The organism is Collinsella aerofaciens, from assembly GCF_015553355.1.
GTDB lineage: Bacteria > Actinomycetota > Coriobacteriia > Coriobacteriales > Coriobacteriaceae > Collinsella > Collinsella aerofaciens_V.
In genome coordinates this window covers 1-20,438 of the sequence record NZ_JADNGN010000036.1, presented here as the reverse complement: position 1 = coordinate 20,438, position 20,438 = coordinate 1, and the positions used below count along the sequence as shown (strand labels likewise).

At 60.0% G+C, this 20,438-nt stretch carries 21 protein-coding genes; 20 read left to right on the top strand and 1 reads right to left on the bottom strand.

The annotated features are described in order from the left end of the window. Positions 1–521 precede the first annotated feature (521 nt). From I2D57_RS08505 to I2D57_RS08425, 17 genes are all read left to right on the top strand, one after another. Positions 522–1,772, top strand: a complete 1,251-nt coding sequence (locus I2D57_RS08505) for a N5-glutamine methyltransferase family protein (RefSeq protein ID WP_195362160.1) — start codon at positions 522–524, stop codon at positions 1,770–1,772. Positions 1,773–1,847: 75 nt separating this feature from the next. Continuing rightward, positions 1,848–2,243 (top strand): type II toxin-antitoxin system RelE/ParE family toxin, encoded by a 396-nt coding sequence (locus I2D57_RS08500; RefSeq protein WP_022094268.1) that lies wholly within the window; start codon positions 1,848–1,850, stop codon positions 2,241–2,243. Then, complete coding sequence (locus I2D57_RS08495; RefSeq protein WP_006235701.1) at positions 2,230–2,532, top strand: helix-turn-helix domain-containing protein; 303 nt, start codon at positions 2,230–2,232, stop codon at positions 2,530–2,532. Before I2D57_RS08500 ends, I2D57_RS08495 begins: the two co-directional genes overlap by 14 nt. A 148-nt stretch (positions 2,533–2,680) precedes the next feature. Continuing rightward, the gene (locus tag I2D57_RS08490) at positions 2,681–3,424 is read left to right on the top strand and encodes an L-threonylcarbamoyladenylate synthase (RefSeq protein WP_152067891.1); all 744 of its coding nucleotides are present in this window, start codon (positions 2,681–2,683) and stop codon (positions 3,422–3,424) included. A gap of 13 nt (positions 3,425–3,437) precedes the next feature. Then, positions 3,438–4,979: a glycerol kinase GlpK gene (gene glpK, locus I2D57_RS08485; protein ID WP_195362159.1), complete on the top strand. Its 1,542-nt coding sequence runs from the start codon at positions 3,438–3,440 to the stop codon at positions 4,977–4,979. Between the two features lie 122 nt (positions 4,980–5,101). Next, positions 5,102–5,749 (top strand): uracil phosphoribosyltransferase, encoded by a 648-nt coding sequence (upp, locus tag I2D57_RS08480; protein ID WP_118376863.1) that lies wholly within the window; start codon positions 5,102–5,104, stop codon positions 5,747–5,749. Positions 5,750–6,028: 279 nt separating this feature from the next. After that, a complete protein-coding gene (locus tag I2D57_RS08475; RefSeq protein WP_118376864.1) occupies positions 6,029–6,340 on the top strand; it encodes a hypothetical protein in 312 nt (103 codons plus the stop codon). 3 nt (positions 6,341–6,343) lie between these two features. Further along, positions 6,344–7,147, top strand: coding sequence for a F0F1 ATP synthase subunit A (gene atpB / locus I2D57_RS08470; RefSeq protein WP_022094263.1), 804 nt, complete (start codon positions 6,344–6,346; stop codon positions 7,145–7,147). Between the two features lie 124 nt (positions 7,148–7,271). Continuing rightward, on the top strand, positions 7,272–7,466 hold the full coding sequence (locus I2D57_RS08465; RefSeq protein WP_022094262.1) for an ATP synthase subunit c family protein: 195 nt from the start codon (positions 7,272–7,274) through the stop codon (positions 7,464–7,466). A gap of 15 nt (positions 7,467–7,481) precedes the next feature. Beyond that, complete coding sequence (gene atpF / locus I2D57_RS08460) at positions 7,482–8,084, top strand: F0F1 ATP synthase subunit B (RefSeq protein WP_055286332.1); 603 nt, start codon at positions 7,482–7,484, stop codon at positions 8,082–8,084. Continuing rightward, a complete protein-coding gene (locus I2D57_RS08455) occupies positions 8,074–8,550 on the top strand; it encodes a F0F1 ATP synthase subunit delta (RefSeq protein ID WP_195362158.1) in 477 nt (158 codons plus the stop codon). The genes atpF and I2D57_RS08455 overlap by 11 nt, the downstream gene beginning before the upstream one ends. Then, entirely contained in the window at positions 8,550–10,148 is a 1,599-nt protein-coding gene (atpA, locus tag I2D57_RS08450) for a F0F1 ATP synthase subunit alpha (protein WP_195362157.1), read from the top strand. The genes I2D57_RS08455 and atpA overlap by 1 nt, the downstream gene beginning before the upstream one ends. A 5-nt stretch (positions 10,149–10,153) precedes the next feature. Continuing rightward, a complete protein-coding gene (gene atpG / locus I2D57_RS08445; RefSeq protein ID WP_195362156.1) occupies positions 10,154–11,062 on the top strand; it encodes an ATP synthase F1 subunit gamma in 909 nt (302 codons plus the stop codon). Next, on the top strand, positions 11,062–12,516 hold the full coding sequence (gene atpD / locus I2D57_RS08440; protein ID WP_006235717.1) for a F0F1 ATP synthase subunit beta: 1,455 nt from the start codon (positions 11,062–11,064) through the stop codon (positions 12,514–12,516). The genes atpG and atpD overlap by 1 nt, the downstream gene beginning before the upstream one ends. Before the next feature lie 3 nt (positions 12,517–12,519). Then, positions 12,520–12,912, top strand: coding sequence for an ATP synthase F1 subunit epsilon (gene atpC, locus I2D57_RS08435; RefSeq protein WP_006235718.1), 393 nt, complete (start codon positions 12,520–12,522; stop codon positions 12,910–12,912). A gap of 88 nt (positions 12,913–13,000) precedes the next feature. Next, positions 13,001–14,284 (top strand): UDP-N-acetylglucosamine 1-carboxyvinyltransferase, encoded by a 1,284-nt coding sequence (gene murA, locus I2D57_RS08430; protein ID WP_195362155.1) that lies wholly within the window; start codon positions 13,001–13,003, stop codon positions 14,282–14,284. 12 nt (positions 14,285–14,296) lie between these two features. Further along, the gene (locus I2D57_RS08425; RefSeq protein WP_006235722.1) at positions 14,297–15,532 is read left to right on the top strand and encodes an LCP family protein; all 1,236 of its coding nucleotides are present in this window, start codon (positions 14,297–14,299) and stop codon (positions 15,530–15,532) included. Positions 15,533–15,884: 352 nt separating this feature from the next. Here I2D57_RS08425 and pepT read toward each other — a convergent pair whose 3' ends face one another. Next, positions 15,885–17,132 (bottom strand): peptidase T, encoded by a 1,248-nt coding sequence (gene pepT, locus I2D57_RS08420; RefSeq protein WP_195362154.1) that lies wholly within the window; start codon positions 17,130–17,132, stop codon positions 15,885–15,887. A 120-nt stretch (positions 17,133–17,252) separates the two neighbouring features. On the opposite strand from pepT, the gene I2D57_RS08415 reads away from it, so the two are divergent. From I2D57_RS08415 to I2D57_RS08405, 3 genes are all read left to right on the top strand, one after another. Beyond that, the gene (locus I2D57_RS08415; protein WP_040359600.1) at positions 17,253–17,675 is read left to right on the top strand and encodes a metal-dependent transcriptional regulator; all 423 of its coding nucleotides are present in this window, start codon (positions 17,253–17,255) and stop codon (positions 17,673–17,675) included. A 10-nt stretch (positions 17,676–17,685) separates the two neighbouring features. After that, entirely contained in the window at positions 17,686–18,579 is an 894-nt protein-coding gene (locus I2D57_RS08410; protein WP_195362153.1) for a homocysteine S-methyltransferase family protein, read from the top strand. A 158-nt stretch (positions 18,580–18,737) separates the two neighbouring features. Next, positions 18,738–20,138 carry a phosphoglucomutase/phosphomannomutase family protein gene (locus tag I2D57_RS08405; RefSeq protein WP_324249219.1) on the top strand — a complete coding sequence of 467 codons (1,401 nt, stop codon included), beginning with the start codon at positions 18,738–18,740 and terminating at the stop codon, positions 20,136–20,138. Positions 20,139–20,438: the final 300 nt, after the last annotated feature.

The window sequence follows — 20,438 nt, the reverse complement described above, 5'->3', positions numbered from 1 at the left end:
GTCTTTCATGCAGCAGGGGCTCTCAATGTTTTTATGTCCTGCTCATATCGTCTGTGCCGGCACTTTGGGACACTCCTGGCTTAGTAGTCATTGGGGACGTTCTTAAACGACTAGTCAAATAAGAGCGTCCCCAATGACTAGGTTGGGCACATTGCTTTGTGAGTTTATTCAATCTTCTTTAATAACAATTAAGTTGTTTACCTGCTTAAAGTTACTTATCATTTTTAAAAATAATGCTCGAAAAAGCGTCCGAGAAGTCGCGGGACGGTTTTTGAGGGGTCGTTCGTCAAGCAATGTGGCAAGTTCTTGGTTAGATATTGGTCAGTTTTGGGTCAACCTTGCCAAAAGCTTGACGAATGCAGATTTAGACGTCGACGAATGAACATTTCAGGCAGGTTCCAAGCAAAATTCTGGGCTGATTCTCGATAATCGCCTTCAATCGTCCCTTGCCAAGCGCTGGCCTCGCGTACAATCTGCTCCGACATTCGCGCGCCGTCCGGCGCTTAAGAGGGGAGGGCCCCATGGCAAACGAGATCTGGACCATCAAGCGTTGTCTCGAGTGGACCAAGGAGTACCTGGCCGAGCGCGGCGAGGAGCACCCCCGTCTTTCTGCCGAGTGGCTGCTGTGCGCCGCCACGGGCCTGGCGCGCATTGACCTATATATGCGTATGGACGAGACGCTTAACGCGGCCCAGCTCGAGACCATGCATGCGGCCGTTGTCCGCCGCGCTAAGGGCGAGCCGCTGCAATACATCACCGGCAGCACGCAGTTTCGCATGATCGACGTCGCGTGCGCCCCCGGTGTGCTCATTCCGCGCCCCGAGACCGAGATGCTCGTCGAGGAAGTCCTCAATTATCTGGATGCCGAGGTGCTGAGCCCCGAGGCTGCTGCCCGTCAGCGTGTTGAGCTGCCTTGGAACGATGAGGTCGAAGAGGCCCGCAAAGCCGAGGCGGCGCTGGCCGACGAGCGCGCGACTGCCGAGCGCCGTGCCGCTAACCTGACGGCCGCCGATGAGGCGGCACTAGGCAGCGACGTGCTGGGCAGCCGTGCCTATGCCGAGGAGCTGGCCGACCGCGAGGCCGAGGAAGCCGCCGCGCAGGCAGCAGAAGCCGACGCCGCGGAAGCCGCCGAGCCCGAGCTCGACGAATACGGCATCGCCATCGAGGGTGCCGGCCAGGAGACGGCTTCAGCTCAGGATGCCGCTGCGCCTGCCTCAGCCGAGCCCTGCACTGCCCGCGTTCTCGAGGTCGGCTGCGGCACGGGCTGCATTTCGCTCTCCCTTGCCTGGGAGCGCCGCGGCCACGTTACCTGCACCGCCACCGATATCGAGCCGCGCGCCATCGATCTGGCCACCAAAAACCGCGACGCCCTCGGCCTCACGGCAGATGAGGTTGCCTTTAGCCTCACCAACCTGGTGAGTTCCATTCCCCGCGAAGAGTGGGGCACCTTCGACGTGCTCGTCTCCAACCCACCTTACATCCCGACCGGCGTCATGCGTTCGCTGCCGCACGAGGTCAAGGACTTTGAGCCCGACCTGGCGCTCGAGGGCGGCGCCGACGGCCTCGATATCTTCCGCCGCCTGCTCAATGCGGCGCCTTACATGTTGCGCGCCGGCGGCCTGTTTGCCTGCGAGCTCTACGAGGGTGCCCTCGATGCCGCGGCCGAGCTCTGTCGCCAGGCAGGCCTTTCGGACGTGCGTATCGTCCACGACCTCACCGATCGCCCCCGCATCGTCCGAGCCATCGTCACCGAGCCCAAACAGCGTATTTAAGCTGAATAAATAGACATTTGCGCAAGTTTGTCCTTGCAATATACCGTAAAACTTCTACTATAGAAGGAAAAAGGTATGTCAAATCAGCTGCATCGGTACCGTATCGTGCTTGATTACATTGAACCTTGGCTTGATGAGCAGGATGAAGCTACGCTGAAGCAGATTTATGCAGACCTTTTGGTGCTCGAGAAGGAAGGTCCCAGCCTTGGTCGTCCGCTGGTTGACCGCGTAAAGGGCTCGAAGCTTCATCATTTAAAGGAGCTGAGAGTGACGTCGTGTGGTGGGCAGGTGATTCGCATCCTCTTCGCCTTTGACCCCAAGCGCCAGGCGGTATTGCTATTGGCGGGTGATAAGTCGCGAGCGGGATCGTCAAGGGCAAAATGGAACGGTTGGTATGCGATCAACATTCCAAGGGCCGAGCAAATATACCGTCGCCACGTAAGGAGGCTCGATCGAGATGGAACTGCATGAGTATATGGAATCTCGCGGGATAACACGCGACTCCATTACCGCCGAGCAGGAGAGGACTCGCGATCGTATCGAAGCCTATAAGCTTGCTCAGATTCGCAGGTTAAAAGATCTAACACAGGCGTCGGTCGCCCAGTCGATGGGCGTTTCTCAAAAACGTGTATCCGAGCTCGAGCGTGGGGAGTTGGGTTCGATGAGGCTCGACACGCTGAGCAGGTACGCAGAGAGCCTCGGCGGAAAACTGGTTGCAAGCATCGAGTTTCCCGATCGTACCGTTACGCTTGCGCGCTAAAAATCTTCAATTAACCCCCTCACTTTCACCGACTACTAGAGCCGCTCACCAAACCAACATGCGCTCTGGGCAAATAGGTTGAACGTTTCGTGCGAGAATGCCCCACAGTAAACAAACTTGCACCAGAGCGTAAGGGGCTGGCATACACATGCAGACGGTCTATCGGGTATATGAGGGAACGCGCGAGCCGCATCGGCTTGCCGTCGAGCGCGCGGCCGAGGTGCTCGGCCGCGGCGGCCTGGCCTTGATTCCGACCGAGACCGTCTACGGTGTCGCCGTGGCAGTCAACGCCTTCTCGGACGCCGTGCCCCAAGATACAGGCGAATTCCCATCGTGGCCGCGCGATCCGCAGGCTGCCGTCAATGGCGCCGCGGTCCCTGCGCTCGGTACCGGCTACCGCCGTATCTTCACTCTCAAGCAACGTGAACTCACGCAAACCGTCGCTTGGCTGGTCGATGGTGTCGAGGCGCTCGACCGCTATGGCGTGGATATCCCGGAAGATGCCCGCGTACTTGCGCGACGATGCTGGCCGGGAGCCCTGACTATCGTGGTCAAGGCGGCTCCCTGCGTGCCGACCTTTATGCGTGCTGCCGACGACACCGTGGCCCTGCGCGCTTCGGCCTCTCCCGTGGTCCAAGCGCTCATCCGCGCCTGCGGCAGTCCCCTTGCCTGCACGAGCGCCAACACACACGGCGCGCCCTCGCCGGCAAGCTTTGCCGCCGTCGAAGGTCGCATCCTGGAGGGGGTCGATGTTGCCGTCGACGCCGGCGAGACCCCGTGTCGCGACGCCTCGACCATCGTGTCGTTCCAGCACGGCGGGCTCCAGATCCTGCGCCAAGGTGCACTTCCCGCATCAGAGATCGAACGGGTCCTGTCCGACCCGATGCAATAGAAAGGTGTAAGCGATGTCGTTGAATCTGGGCAGCCTGGGCATGGAAGATGCCTCGTTTAACTTTGGCGGTTCCTACATCATGGCGCTCGACTGCGGCACCACCTCGGTACTTGCGACCATCGTCGACGAGTACGGCTGCATCGTCGCGCAGGCACGTCGTAGCGTCAAAACCAGCTTCCCGCGTCCCGGTTGGATAGAGCAAGACCCCATGGAGGTGCTTGCCAGCCAGATCGGCGTGATGATGGAGGTCCAGTTTAAGAGCGGCATCCATTCTGACCGCATCGCCGCCATCGGTATCTCCAACCAGCGCGAGACCACGGTGGTGTGGGACCGCATAAGCGGCCAACCCATCTATAACGCCATCGTGTGGCAATGCCGTCGCACCGCACCTCTGATCGACGAACTGGTCGAGCAGGGCGCAGAAGAACTGGTGCGCTCCCGCACGGGACTCACGCTCGATCCGTATTTCTCGGCTTCCAAGGTGCAGTGGATCCTCGACAACGTCGATGGTGCGCGTGAGAGCGCGGCGGCGGGCGACCTCATGTTCGGCACCATCGACACCTGGCTCATCTATAACCTCACCGGCGGTCAGGTCTTTGCCACCGACTACACCAATGCCAGCCGCACCGCGCTCTTTAATATCCATACGCTCGATTGGGACGACGATCTGCTGGCACTTTTCGACATCCCGCGTTCCATGATGCCCGAGGTTCGTTGGAGCTCGGGCGACTACGGCCGCGTCGCGAGCGACATCATGACCAACATGCCACCCATCATGGGCGTGGCGGGCGACCAGCAGGCGTCGCTGTTCGGCCACTGCTGTTTCCATCCTGGCCAGACCAAAAACACCTATGGCACGGGTTGCTTTATGCTCATGAACACCGGCGACGAGATCGTCGAATCCAAGAACGGTCTGGTCTCCACGATCGGTATCGCCGCGGACGGCAAGATCAGCTATGCGCTCGAGGGTTCTATCTTTGCCGCCGGCTCAACCATGAACTGGCTGCGCAACAACATGGGCATCATCTCGAGCGTGAGCGAGTCCGCGCAACTCGCCACTTCGATTAACGATAACGAGGGCTGCTACTTCGTCCCCGCCTTCGCAGGCCTGGGCGCTCCCTGGTGGGACCCGCATGCTCGCGGTATCGTGTGCGGTCTGACCGGTGCCTCGAGTCGCGCGACCATCGTGCGTGCGGCCTGCGAGTCCATGGCCTACCAGAGTTATGACGTGCTACGCGCCATGGAGCAGGACGTGGGACTTTCGATTGAGCGCCTGTCCGTCGATGGCGGTGCCTCGCGCAACGAGTTCATCATGCAATTCCAGGCCGATCTGCTGGATATCCCCGTGCTGCAGTGCGAGACGGTGGAGACCACGGCGATCGGCGCCGCGTACTTGGCGGGCCTTGCCGTCGGCTATTGGGAGGATTTGGAGGAGCTGGAGCAAAACGCTCAGATCGTCAAAGTCTTCCATCCTCACATGTCCGCCGAGCGCCGTGAGAGCAACCTCGCTGGTTGGCGTGATGCCGTCAAGCGTTCGCTCAACACCGCTCAGTAGGGTTGCGACGAGCTGCTCGATACAACAAACCGTTAAACTTATGCACGGCGCGAGGCAACAATGTCGCCAGGCGTCTTGTCAGCAAGGCCATCTTCCGGCCGCAACGAAAGGGGCATCAACCCATGACCGTCACCTACGATACGTCCCGTGTGACCCTTGTCGATCACCCACTCGTCCAGCACAAGCTGTCGATCCTGCGCGACAAGAGCACTGGCACCAACCAGTTCCGCCAGCTCGTGCGCGAGCTTGCGCTCTTTGACGGCTACGAGGCCATGCGCGATCTGCCCATGGAAGACGTCGAGGTCGAGACCCCCATCACCACTGCCACGTTTAAGCAGCTTGCCGGCAAGAAGCTCGCCATCGTTCCTATCCTGCGCGCGGGCCTCGGCATGGTCGATGGCATCCTCGACTTGGTACCCTCCGCTCGCGTGGGCCACATCGGTATGGAGCGCGACGAGGTCACCCACGAGCCGCACGAGTATTACTGCAAGATGCCCAAGGATATCGATCAGCGCATCTGCCTGGTTGTCGACCCCATGCTCGCCACGGGCGGTTCGGCCGAGATGGCCATCAGCTACCTGCGCGAGCGCGGTGTCAAGGATATCCGCATGCTGTGTATCGTCGCCGCGCCCGAGGGCCTCAAGTCACTGACCGAAAAGGACCCCGACGTACATATTTATACGTGCGCCATCGACGACCATCTCAACGAGGCCGCCTATATCGTTCCCGGCCTGGGCGACGCCGGCGACCGCATCTACGGCACGCTCTAGTCGTTGGGCCTTGTCGGCTACGGTCACAAATACGAAGAAATGGTGCGCGCGGGCGAGCAAAAGTCGTCCACGCGCACTTCTGTTAACGGACGTTTTGCCCTGAGGGGTTCGAAAAAACGTATTACCGTACCTGCGGCATAAAGAAGGCCTTAAGAAAACGTACAGGTGCGTATTAACCGTTTGTTTTACGGTTGTACTTTAGCGATTGGCTCGTACAATAGTCACCAATGTTTGGCTGGGACTGTGCTGTGAGGCGTAAAAAGGAAAGCGAGGAAGCCAGTGTTTCAGATAGCCGATCTGCTCGCTATCGTTGCAGGCGCCATCGCGGGCGCAATTGCCTTCCTTCCCTTTGTCTTTACGCTCAAGCCGGTTCTTGACGATAAGCAGAATGCGGACATGCTCAAGGGCATGGTGAGTCTGGCGGTCTCGGCAGTCGCCCTGCTCGTCTTTACCTTGGTTGTGTTTGCGTTGTTCGGAGAGGCATTTCGCATGTTCCTCCTGGGCGAGGCGATCGGCTTCGTGGCCTTTATGGCCGCCTGCACGGTTCGCGTCGCCAAGGCGCTGCGAGATCCTCATGAGGTCGAAAGGTAAGTCGTGGAAATTTTTGAAAAGCTGCCTGATGAGATTAATCATCTGGTCAGCGAGTTCAGCTCCACCCCTGTCGTGGGCGATCTGAGCTGCGGCATCACGCAGTACTCGTTTTGGCTGATCGTCTCCACGATCGTGCTCCTGATCGTCCTGGCCGTGTTCAAGAAGAAGCAGACCCTGGTTCCCAAGGGCTTCTTCGTCAACGGTTTCGAGTACATCATCGAGTACGTCGAGAACGATATCGGCAAGGGCGTCGTGGGTGAGAACTGGAAGAAGCACTTCCCGTTCCTGTGCTCGCTTTTCCTGTTCATCCTGATCAATAACATGATCGGCCTGATCCCGGGAATGAAGCCCGGCACCGGCGCAATCGGCTCCACCGCCGCGCTCGCCATTTTCGCCTTCGTGTACTTCATCTACTACGGATGCAAGGCTCACGGCGTGATCGGCTACATCAAGAGCCTCGCCCCGCAGGGCGTGAGCTTCCCGATGAACGTGCTTGTGTGGGTCGTCGAGCTTTTCTCGACCTTCCTGCGCCTCATCACGCTCGCCGTCCGTCTGTTCTGCAACATGTTCGCAGGACACGTGGTCATGGGCTCGTTCGCCATCATGGCGAGCATGTTCATGCAGCCGCTGCTTCAGCAGGTTTCCGCGGCCCACGCCGTCGGCGCCCTGCCTTCGCTGGCCTGGCTTGCCATCCTCATCCTGATCTATGCGATCGAGCTTGTGGTCGGCGCCATCCAGGCTTACGTCTTCACGGTCCTTACCGCCGTGTATGTCTCCGAGGCAGAGGAGGTCGCGGAGGAGGAGTAGTCTTCCGTTCGCGCCTTAAAGGTAAGGCAATTCGTTAAACCGCCGGTGCCCGTACCCATGGAGCCCGGCAGTTATAAAAAGGTTATCCTGCGTGAAAAAAGACACGCACGACAAAGGAGGAATCGTGGGAGTTATCGGTTACGGTCTCGGTGTTATCGGCGCTGGTCTTGCTATCGGCCTGTCTGCTCTGGGTGCTACGGGTGCTATGGCCCGTCAGCCTGAGGTCCAGGGCCGCGTGTTCACCGTCTTCATCATGGGCTCCGCCTTCGGCGAGGCTCTGGCTCTGATCGGCTTCGTTGTCGCGCTGATCGTTAAATAGCACGGAGCGTCAAGTATGAATCTTTCATCCCAGAAGAGCGCGATCGCACTCTCCGCGTCCGCGGCCGCGCTGCTCATGCCGGTTTCCGCGTTCGCCGAGGACGGCGCTGCCGGTGCGGACATCCTCATCCCTAAGATGGCGGAGTTCATCCCGGCGCTTATCGCCTTCCTGATTATCTGGATCGTGCTGGCCAAGGTCGCCCTGCCGGGCATCATGAAAACCATGGAGGAGCGCGGCAAGAAGATCGAGGAGAGCCTCGACGAGGCCGAGAAGACCAAGCAGGAGGCCATCGCCAAGCGCGCTGAGTCCGACTCGATCGTCACCGACGCCCGTCGTCAGGCTGCCGACATCGTTCTCGAGGCCCGTAAGGACGCCGAGTCCGAGCGCGCCCGTATCATCGAGGCTGCTCACAAGGAGGCCGAGGAGATCATCGCCAAGGCCCATACGACCGTCGAGGACGAGCGCAAGTCCATCTACGCCGGTGCCGCGAGCTCCATCGCCGACCTGTCCGTTGCCGTCGCCACCAAGATCGTGGGCGAGGCACTCGAGGACGAGTCCGAGCAGAAGAAGCTCATCGAGCGCTACATCCAGGAAGCAGGTAGCCTGAATGCCGACTAGCCGCTATCAGGACAAGGTACTCGAGACCTACGCGCGCTCCCTTTTGGAAACCGCCAAGGCCGAGAACCATGTGTTCGAGGACCTCGAGATGATCGAGCGCCTGGCTAGCGCCAGCCCCGAGATCATCGCCGTGCTCGACACCATGTCCAAGCGCGACCAGCTCGACCTTCTTCCCAAGGTGGCAGCTGCCTTTAAGTATGTTGCCGAGGAAGACGAGGATGTAGTGGGCGTGACCGTCACCACGGCGATCCCGCTCGACGACGAGCTGCGTCAAACCATCACTAAGAAATGCGAGCAGGACTTCGGCCGCAAGGTATTCCTTATCGAGCAGGTCGACCCGTCTATCGTGGGCGGCCTGGTGCTCGAGGCCCGCGGCGAGCGTCGTGACATTTCCGTCAAGACGCAGCTGCGCGTCGCGCAGGAGACCCTCGCAAACTCTGCTAATTCGTACGGAGGTGAAGCCTAATGTCCGAAACCCTCAATGCCCAGGATATCGCCAAGAAACTGCAGGAGCAGCTCACGAGCCTCTCCGCGACGGTCGATACGCATGAGGTTTCAACGGTCGACGAGGTAGGCGACGGCATCGCGCGCGTCTCCGGCCTCAAGAGCGCCATGGCAGGCGAGCTTCTGGAGTTCAAGAGCTCCGATACCGGTGAGACCGTCTTCGGCCTTGCCCAGAACCTTGACCGTGACGAGGTCGGCGCCGTTCTGTTTGGTGCCGTCGACTCCATCAAGGAAGGCGACGAGTGCCGCACCACTGGCCGCATTATGGATATCCCCGTGAGCCGTGCCATGCTCGGCCGCGTCGTCAATCCGCTCGGCCAGCCCATCGACGGCCTGGGCGACATCGTCGCCACGCACCGTCGCCCCATCGAGTTCAAGGCTCCCGGCGTCATCGATCGTACCCCGGTGTGCGAGCCGGTTCAGACCGGTCTGCTCGCTATCGACTCCATGGTGCCTATCGGCCGCGGTCAGCGTGAGCTCATCATCGGCGACCGTAAGACCGGTAAGACCGCCATCGCCATCGACGCTATCCTCAATCAGCACGGCAAGGGCATGGTCTGCATCTATGTCGCCATCGGCCAGAAGGCCTCCACGGTTGCCAACATCCGCGAGACCCTCGCTCAGCACGGTGCGCTCGACTACACCATCATTGTTTCGGCCACTGCTGCCGATTCCGCCCCTATGCAGTACATCGCGCCTATGGCCGGTGCCGCTATCGGCGAGTTCTTTATGTACAACGGCGAGGACGGTAAGCCCGCCAGCGAGACCAACCCCGGCGGTCACGTGCTCGTCATCTACGACGACCTGTCCAAGCAGGCTGTGGCCTACCGTCAGATGTCGCTGACGCTGCATCGTCCGCCCGGACGCGAGGCTTATCCTGGCGACATCTTCTACCTGCACTCTCGTCTGCTCGAGCGTGCCGTCAAGATGTCCAAGAAGAACGGCTACGGCTCCATGACGGCTCTGCCGATTATCGAGACCCAGGACGGCGACGTCTCGGCCTACATTCCGACCAACGTCATTTCCATTACCGATGGTCAGATCTACCTGCAGTCCGAGCTCTTCTTCCAGGGCCAGCGCCCGGCAGTTGACGTGGGCATTTCCGTGTCCCGCGTCGGTGGCGACGCGCAGACCAAGGCTATGAAGCAGGTCGCCGGCAACCTCCGTCTGGACCTCGCTTCGTACCAGGAGCTCGCCGGCTTTACGCAGTTCGGCTCCGACCTCGATGAGGCTACTCAGAAGCAGCTGACCCATGGTGCCCGCATGACCGAGCTCCTGAAGCAGCCGCGTTACAAGCCGTTTGAGGTTGGCGAGCAGATTGTTACGCTGTTCGCTGGCAACGAGGGCTTCCTGGATGACCTGGAGATCGCCGACGTGCTGCCTTTCCGTGCCGAGCTCATCGAGTACATGGACAATGGCTTTGGCTCGCTGCTCGACAAGGTTCGCGCCAAGAAGATCGATGATGACACCAAGGCTGAGCTCTTGCGCGTCATCGGCGACTTCAAACAGCAGTTCATGGCCAAGCACCATTCGGATGTTTCTGGATCAGAGGAGAACTAAGCCCCATGGCCAACCTTCGCGACATTAAGAAGCGAATCTCCTCGGTTACCACGACCAAGCAGATCACGCGCACGATGGAGATGGTCTCTACGGCCAAGATTCGTCGTGCCCTCGATCGCTCCAAGCAGGCCGAGCCCTATAAGGAGGCGCTGACCGACGTCATGTTGACGGTCGCCGGCGACGCCTCCTGTTCGGGCACCGATCCCATGCTGCAGAAGCATGAGGGCGTCAAGCATGGCCTGATTGTCGTTATTGCCTCGGACCGCGGCCTTGCCGGCGGTTTCAATACGACGGTGGAGCGCACGGCCGAAAAGCTCGCCGCTTCTTGGGCGAACGACGGCATCGAGTGCGAGATCATCGCGTGCGGGCGTAAGCCGGCCACGTATTTCCGTGACCGCGCAAACGTCATCATGCACTTCGAGGGCAACTCCTCTGAGCCCGATTTCAATCAGGCCCGCATGATCTCCTCTCATATCTGCGATGCGTATCGTGCCGGTGAGCTTGACCGTGTCGAGCTTGTCTACCACCACGCCAAGAACCGCGTGGATCAGGAGCTTCGCGTCGAGCATCTGTTGCCGCTCGACCCCGAGATGATCGCTATGGCCCACGGTCCGCGTAAGAACGAGACCGACGCCCCTAAGCGCATCTCGTCCACGTTCGAGTTCGTGCCCTCTCCCGAGCATGTTCTCGGCAAGCTTGTGCCGTCTTATATCCTGACGGTCATCTACCAGGCCCTGATCGATTCGGCGGCTGCCGAGCAGGGTGCACGCCGCAAGGCCATGCACTCCGCGACGGAAAACGCCACCGCGATCATCTCGACCCTTACCCGCACGTATAGTCGCGTGCGCCAGGCTTCGATCACGACCGAGATTAACGAGATCGTCGGCGGAGCCTCAGCATTGGAGGAACAGTAATGGCTAATAACACCGTAAAGCTTGCGGTCGAGGAAGCCACCAAGAAGACGACTGCCGGTGATGGTCGCATCGTGCGAATCATCGGCCCTGTCGTCGACGTCAAGTTTGACGGCGCGGTGCCCCCGATCTACAACGCGCTCACGGTCGAGGCCGAGACCCCGATCGGTCATCTGAGCACGATCCTCGAGGTCGAGAGCCAGCTTCCGGGCGGCGTCGTCCGCACGGTCGCCATGTCCTCGACCGACGGCCTGCAGCGCGGCCTCATCGCCACCGATACCGGTGAGCCGATGAAGATGCCCGTTGGTCCCAAGACGCTCGGCCGCATTTGGAACGTCATGGGCAAGCCCGTCGACGGCAAGCCCATGCCCGAGGTGGAGGAGTTCTACCCCATCCACCATGCAGCGCCCCGTTTCGACGAGCTCACCACCAAGACCGAGATCTTCGAGACCGGCATCAAGGCTGTCGACCTGCTCGAGCCCTACATCCGTGGCGGCAAGACGGGCCTGTTCGGCGGCGCCGGCGTCGGCAAGACCGTTCTGATTCAGGAGCTCATCAACAACCTCGCCCAGGAGCACGGCGGCACCTCGGTGTTCACCGGCGTCGGCGAGCGTACCCGCGAGGGCACCGACTTGTTCCTCGAGATGAGCGAGTCTGGCGTTATCGACAAGACCTGCTTGGTCTATGGTCAGATGAACGAGCCGCCCGGAGCGCGTCTGCGCATCGGTCTGGCCGGCCTTACTACCGCTGAGTATTTCCGTGATCGTGGCCAGGACGTTCTGCTGTTCATCGACAACATCTTCCGCTTCTCCCAGGCAGGTTCCGAGGTCTCCGCACTGCTGGGCCGTATGCCGTCCGCCGTTGGTTACCAGCCCACGCTGGCAACCGAGATGGGCGACCTCCAGGAGCGCATTACCTCGACCAAGACGGGCTCCATTACCTCCGTCCAGGCTGTCTACGTCCCCGCAGACGACCTGACCGACCCGGCGCCTGCCACAACGTTTACGCACCTCGACGCCACCACGGTTCTTTCGCGTAGCATTTCGTCGCTCGGCCTGTTCCCGGCTATCGACCCGCTCGCATCTTCCTCCGACGCTCTCGATCCCTCGATCGTCGGCGAGGAGCACTACCGTGTCGCCGTCAAGGTCCAGGAGCTCCTGCAGGAGTACTCCGACCTTCAGGACATCATCGCCATTCTGGGTATGGACGAGCTGTCCGAGGAGCAGCGCCTTACGGTCAACCGTGCCCGTAAGATTCAGCAGTTCCTCTCGCAGTCCTTCCACGTCGCCGAGAAGTTCACCGGCAACCCCGGTGTCTACGTCCGCGTCGAGGATACCGTCCGCTCTTTCGCCGAGATTGTCGACGGCAAGGCCGATGACCTGCCCGAGCAGGCTTTCCGCTATGCTTCCACGATTGAGGACGTGCGCGAGCGCGCCCGCAAGATGGGGGAGAAGTAGGTTATGCGTATCCGCATCGTGTGCCCCGTGAGCTGCGCCTATGAGGGCGACGCTGCGTTTGTGTCGATTCCGTCCACGGATGGCGAGTTTGGCGTTCTGCCTGCTCACTCCAGCGAGATCTGCACGATCGACCGCGGTTACGTTCGCGTTTCCGATAAGGCCATGGGCACTGTCGACCACACGTTTGCCGTGGCCGGCGGCTATGCCCAGGTTGCGGACGATGTCGTGACCGTTCTCGCCGAGCGCGCTTGCGATTTGGCGACCGTCGATGCCGACAAGCTTAAAGCTGATATTCAAGGTTTTGAAGAGAAGCTGGGTAATTTGTCGGAGGATGATGCACGCCGCGCCTACCTCTATAATGAAATCGCATGGTGTAAGCTCAAGCTTGCCCAATAGTCAAACGATTTAGCGTTCGACCATTTGCGAACACATCATGCCCGGGATGGCTCAGCCACCCCGGGCATGCTTTTTGAAAGGGTAGACCTTGGATATTATCCGCGTTGAGGGTGGCCACGCCATCGGAGGCTCCGTGCCCGTCTCGGGTGCCAAGAACTCCGCGCTCAAACTCATGGCGGCAACGCTTCTGGCGCCGGGCAAGACGACGCTGCAGAACGTGCCCGATATTTCCGATGTCCACGTGATGGGCAAGGTGCTCAAGGGCATGGGCGCTACGATCGATGTCCTTGACGAGCACACGCTCGAGATTGATACCTCTCAGGTCGATTCATGGGAGGCCCCCTACGAGCTCGTTGCCAAGATGCGCGCTTCCACCGCCGTCATGGGACCCCTGCTGGGCCGCTTCCATCGCGCCAAGATTGCCATGCCGGGCGGCTGCAACCTGGGTGCTCGCAAGATCGATATGCACATTCTTGGTCTTGAGGCCCTGGGCGTTGAGTTCGATACCGCCCACGGTTACATCAACGCTAATGCGCCCCAAGGTCTGCGCGGTACCACCGTCACGCTCGAGTTCGCCAGCGTCGGTGCGACCGAGAACCTCATCATGGCATCCGTGCGCGCGCAGGGCACCACGGTTATCGACAATGCCGCCCGCGAGCCCGAGATCGTCGATCTCGCCAACATGCTCAACGAGATGGGCGCTAAGATTGTCGGCGCCGGCACGCCTGTCGTGACCATCGAGGGCGTGGAAGAGTTGCATCCTGTTACCCATCGCGTAGTGGGCGACCGAATCGAGGCCGGTACCTTTATCGTTGCCGGTGCGTTGATGGCCGACGATCGCGGTATCGATGTCACGGGCTTTTGCCCCATTCACTTGGGCATGGTGCTCAAGAAGATGGAGCTCATGGGTATCGACTGCGAGCGCGTCGAGGATGGCGTCCATGTGAACCGTGCCGAGCGTATCAAGCCGGTCGACATCCAGACGCTTCCGTTCCCCGGCTTCCCGACGGACATGCAGGCACAGATTATGGTACTCTCCGCCCTTGCCGACGGCAGTTCCGTTATTACCGAGAACATCTTCGAGAATCGCTTTATGTTTGCCTCTGAGCTGGTGCGCATGGGTGCCGACATTCGTATCGAGAGCCATCATGCCATGATTCATGGCGTTAAGGGCTTCTCGGGTGCACAGGTTACCTCGCCCGATCTGCGTGGCGGAGCGGCCCTCGTCGTAGCGGGCTTGATCGCCGACGGGACGACCGAGGTTTCGGCTATCCATCACGTCAAGCGCGGCTACGAGCAGTTTGTCGAAAAGCTGCAGGCGCTTGGCGCGCATGTCGAGCATGCTACCGTCCCCGATCCCGTCATCTACTAATACAGGTTGCCTATGTTTAATAAAAAGCCCCTCGCGGATACCACCGCTCGAAGACCCTCAACTGGTGCGCAGGCCAAGATCTACAGTCGCGATAACGTGGCTCGCTATTCCGAGCGCGCTCGTCAACGTCGTCGTAGCCACACGATTCGTCACGTCGCGCTCATTGTCGTGCTTGGCGTGCTGCTGAGTGCCACTACCGCTGCCGGCCTGTGGTTTGCCACCATTATGGGCAAGCTCGGCGATTCTAATGTCATTACCGACAATCTGCGTCGGGTTCTGGTTGACACCGATGAGGCAAAGGATCCGTTCTACGTGCTGCTTCTTGGCACCGACGGCCGTCCGGGCGAGGATACGTATCGTGCCGACTCGATTATCCTGGCACGCATCGACCCCACGCAAAAGCAGGCGACGCTCATTTCCGTTCCGCGCGACACCAAGGTCGAGTACAAGGGCGAGACCATGAAGATCAACGCCTGCCATACCGTTGGCGGCGCCGAGGCCATGGTCGAGGCGGTCAACGAGCTGTGCGGTGTTCAGATTTCCCACTATGCCGAGGTCAGCTTCGACGGTATGCAGGCGCTGATTGATTCGGTTGGCGGTATCGACATTAACGCAACCGATGATGTTGACGACCCCGAGCATCTGGATATTAAGATTACCGCTGGCCAGCAGCATATGGACGGTGCCACCGCCCTTACCTATGCCCGCTGCCGCTACACCTATGCCGACGGCGATTACACGCGTATGCGCCACCAGCGTCAGGTGCTTGGCGCCCTTGCCAACCAGATTCTCAATAACTTCGATGCCACGAAGATCTTTGGCCTGGTTAATTCGCTGTCCGATATGCTCGTAACCGATATGAGCGTTCAGGATATCGTGGCTACGGTCAACGCCATGCGCGGTATGGATGTCGACGGTATCTACTCGGCCAACCTGCCCTCGTACGCCGACGACAGCACCATGATTGACGGTGTGAGCTACGTCTTTGTCTACGAGGACGAGCTCAAGGAAATGATGGAGCGCGTTGATGCCGGCAAGGATCCCAAGGGTCCCAACACCATGGGTCTTTCCGACGGTTCCAGCTCTACGATCGGCGACCTGAACAACAACACGTCTGACGACTACGCAAACGGTACCGCAACCTCATCGGTCAGCTCTGACGATTCCGATGACTCAAGCGATTCAAGCGATTCGGACTACTACGAAGAGCCCACCGGCGACGGCAACGGCTACGAAGCCAACTACTAGAGTTACGCGGGCTTACCAGCCCGCGTAACGGCTCGACGCTGCGCGCCGCCCAGAGCGACAATTTGTCATTCAAAAGGCAGGGCATGACCAGAAGGTCAATGCCCTGCCTTTTTCATGCCAACTTGTTCGCTCTGGACGTCGCTCGCTGACGTTGATTCAACCAGCGATGTCGTCACTTGCAGTTGGGTAGTCCACTTGGCACTTGGGGACGTTCCTTATGTGCCGGCAGTTTGGGACACTCCTTGCTTCAAGAGGCTGGCGTGCGTCAACCTGTTCTCATTGTGCTAAAAAATCGCCCCGTTCTCGGTCTTGAGGACGGGGCGATTCGTCTTTTGGACTTGTGCGGCCAGGCTTATGCAAAGCGGGCGACGAGCTTCTGGAGCACGTCGGTCATCTTGACGAGCGAACTGACCGGGACGAACTCGTTGACGCCGTGGTAGCAATAGCCGCCGGTGGAAAGGTTGGGGCAGGGCAGACCGCGGAACGACAGCTGCGCGCCGTCGGTGCCGCCGCGAATCGGCAGCACTTGGGGCTCAACGCCGCAGGCAAGGTAGGCTTCCTTGGCAACATCAATAAGCTCGGGATAGTCACGAACGATCTCGGCCATATTTCGATACTGCTGCTTAATCTCGACCGTCACGCGCTCCTCACCCAGACGCTGGTTGAGCATCGAGGCGGCGGCATCAATAAGGTCGAGTTTCTGCTGGAACTTGGCGGCGTCATGGTCGCGGACGATATAGCGCGCTGTGGCGTGATCGACGGTCGCAGATACACCCTCAAGGTGATAAAAGCCCTCGTAGCCTTCCGTATACTCCGGGCGCTGCACGTAGGGGAGCAACGCGTTGAAGTCGCAGAACAGATTGCCTGCGTTGACCATACGACCCTTGGCGTCGCCCGGGTGGATGGACTGGCCCTCAAAGCGGACGGTCGCCTCGGCGGCGTTAAAACACTCCCACTCCAGCTCGCCGATGGGGCCGCCGTCGACCGTGTAGGCGTACTTGCAGCCAAAGGTATCGATATCCAACAGCTCGGCTCCGTGGCCGATCTCCTCGTCAGGGCAGAAGCAAATGCCGAGTGCGGGATGGGGCAGAGAGGGGTCCTGAGCGATACGCGCGACAAGTGACATAATCTCGGCGACGCCTGCCTTGTCGTCCGCGCCCAGCAGCGTGGTGCCATCGCTGCAGACCAGGTCCTCACCCGCGAGGTCAGTCAGGGCGGGAAGCTTGGCGGTACCCATGGCAACGGGCTTACCGTCAACCGTGCCGCAGACCAGGTCGCCGCCTTCGTAGTGTACGATATGCGGCTTCACGCCGGCGCCCGGTGCAACTTCGGTGGTGTCGAGATGGGCGATCAGGCCCAGGGCGGGCTTGTCCTCAGCGCCCGCACTTGCGGGGATATGCGCGCAGACATAGGCGTGCTCGGTCACGTAGGCATCTTCCGCACCAAGCTCGCGCAGCTCTTCAGCCAGCACGTTGGCAAGGTCAAACTGAACGGCGCTCGAGGGTACCTGGTCGCAGTTTGCATCCTCGGACTGCGTGTTGATCTGGACGTAGCGCAAAAAGCGCTCGAGGACATCGGGGCTCGTGGTGGTGTTTTCCATAAAGACCGCTCCAATCTTGGTCGTCGTGTGCAACAAGAACTCTAGCACGGTATGCCACGGCATACCACGACGCTTGGATGGGGTAGAATCAGCCATTGAATGCAGAAGGGACGGAAGATCATGGATACGACAAATAGCTCGCGCGAACTACATCTGACGGTGGCGAACGAAGACTACTTGGAGTGCATGGTTCGCATTGAAAGCGAAGAGGGGGAAACCAACGGCGTGCGATCGGTCGACATCGCGCAGCGCCTTGGCGTCTCCAAGGCATCGGTCAATAAAGCGGTTTCGGCGCTCAAGGCATCCGAGCTTGTCGAGCAATCGCACTACGGCAAGGTAATCCTGACCGATCGCGGCCGCGAGGTTGGCACGGCTATCTGGTACCGTCATCGCCTCATCCGCACGTTTTTGGTTCAGGAGCTCGGTGTCGAATTTGAGCGAGCCGATTCCGAGGCCTGCATGATGGAGCATGCGCTATCCGAGGACACGATGAGCCGCTGGCTCGCCTATCTCGAAAAGCAGGGAATCAGCGTCGAGGAATAGCGGGATATATATGGATACGAGTTATTACAACCGCTTTGGTGCCGAGGAGCTTGCGCGCCGCTTGTCGAGCGAGACCTTGTTGGCGCAGGGCCCCATGGGCAGTGTTTTGTTGAGTGAGTACGATGCCGCCGACATTCCACCGGCGTTTTGGAATCTGGCAGAGCCGCAGACCGTTTCTCGTATCCATCGCTTGTATGTCGCCGCCGGCGCGCAGGTGCTCATTACCAATACCTTTCAGGCATCGAGCTATGCCCTCAAGCACGACCAGATTGCGCCGTCCGTGGCGGAGGTCAATCGCGGGGCCGTCGACGATGCCCGCCAGGCGCACCCTCAGCTGCTGCTGGGCTCGATGGGCCCGATCGGTATTGAGTGGTTTGCCGAGGACTCTGTCGAGTATCGTGAAATCCGCGGCATTGCGCGCGAACAGGCGCACGCCTTGCTCAATGCTGGTGTTGACGGTCTGCTGATCGAGACGGTGACGTCTATCCGTAATCTGCAGCCCATGCTTGCCGGCGCCCGAGATGCCGCCGACGGCATGCCTGTTCTGGTGAGTTTTGTCGTTGACGATAAAGGCGACCTGCTGGGCGATGGCCTCAACATCGAGGCAGCCGTTTTGTACGCCGAAAAACACGGCGCAAACTCGGTTGGTGTTAATTGCTGTTCGCTTGCGGCCGCGAATGCGGCGGTGCCCAGGATGGTTGCATCGGCGACTACTCCCGTTACGGTGCGTCCCAACGTAGGCGATCCGGTCCAGACTCAGGATGGCCCCGTATGGCACGAGAATCCCGAAGCTTTCGCGCGCGCATGCATCGAATGGAGACATGCCGGCGCCGCAATGGTGGGCAGTTGCTGTGGAACCACGGCAATCACTACGGCAGCGATGGCCGAGGCGCTCGATATATAAAGGGCAAAACCGCTCCATACGGGGCGGTTTTTTTATTGCCTGCATGTCCTCGGCAGCATTTGCCCAAATGGTGAATGCTGGTGCCGGCAGGTTGCCGAGTGCATGTTGCGGGTATACCCCATGCGTACCATGATCCAAACACTGCGAGGTGTCTGCGCGTGTGCGCGATAATTCATTTTGGAACTGACGGTTGGCGCGCTCGCGTCGATGAGGACTTCACTGCCGATAACGTTGCCCGTATCGCCGATGCCGTCGGCGAGTTGTGGCAAAAGACCAATCCGGGCAAAACGGTATATATAGGGTTCGATACCCGGCCCCTGGCGCGCGAGTTCGCTGAGCTTGCGGCGGGCGTGCTAGCGGCGCACGGGCTAGACGCCGTGCTCGCTTCGCGACCTGTCCCGACCCCTGCCCTTACGTGGGCGGCGGCTTATGACGGTGAGGCGTGCGGCGCGCTCATGGTGACGGGGTCCCATCATCCGCAGGGCTATCTGTGCCTCAAGATTCGCATGGGTGACGGCTCGACCGCCAACCAGGATGTCATCGAAGAGCTCGAAGAGACCATGGCTCCCGAGCCAACGGGGATCGAGGGGCAATATCGCACCGCGGATATCATTCCTGACTATATGCAGACGGTGGCATCGTTTGTCGATGCCGAAGCCATCCGCGCCGCGCACCTGCGCGTGGTTGTCGATCCCATGGGCGGCGCAGCCCAGGGCTATCTAGCCGACTTGCTGCGCGAGCTTGGCGTTGAGGTGCACGAGATTCACGCCGGGCAGGCGTCTGACCAAGAAGATATCTGCCCCGACCCCGTTGAGCCGTGGGTGGACGCTTGCGAGCGCACGGTTATCGAGGACGGAGCTTGCGCTGGCCTGGTGACCGACGGCGACGCTGACCGTATCGGCGCGGTTGACGAGCGCGGCAGATATATACATCCGCATCAGATCATGGCGCTCGTTTTGGGCGACTTGGTTCAATTTCGTAATTTGAAGGGGCGCGTCGTCGTCAATCTTTCATGCTCGACGCTCGTGCGCCGCATTGCCGATGCGCTTGGCTGCCGCGTGACCGTCAAACCAGTCGGTTTCAAATATATAGCGGCAGAGATGAAGAAGGGCGGCGTCCTCATGGGCGGCGAAGAAGCCGGTGGTATCGGCATCGCCGCGCATATGCCCGAGCGCGATGGAATCCTCGCCTGTCTGATTCTGTGTGAGCTTATGGCAAAGACGGACGCGCCTTTGGGCGTTCTGGTCGACCAACTCGAGGACAGTTTTGGTAAGACGAGTTACGGTCGACGCGATTTGCGCCTTGAGGCCGAAGATGCCGAAACGTTACGAACCCTGCTGCCGGGCGTAAACCCCAAGTCGATTTGTGGCAAGGTGCCGCAAAACGTTAGTCATATGGACGGCTTGCGTCTGTCATTTGAGGATGACACGTGGCTGCTGGTCCGTCCTAGCGGGACCGAACCAGTGGTGCGCGTCTACGCCGAGGGGTTCTCGGTGGAAGAACGCGATGAGTTGCTCGATGCTGGCTGTGCTTTAGCTAGGGGGACGTATCCGCTTTAACCATGAGACTGCCTTATATAAAGAGATGCTCGGCGAGCGGTAGGTAACGGCTGGCAAACGTTAGTCGGATCACAAGATGTGTAGGAAATGTGTACGCCCAGATTCCCGCCCACGGCGCCCCTCCGGTCTGGCAATATATCTCCTTGCCGCGCGGCCCGGTGGAACCGGATGAGCCGCAAAGCGTGCACCTTGAGAACCGGATACTGCGAGGATGGACACATCGAGTGTCGCATCCGGGCAGACATCGAACCATTTGAAATGGTCTAACTTGGATTTGTTTTTCGCAAGGCCGCCGAGAGG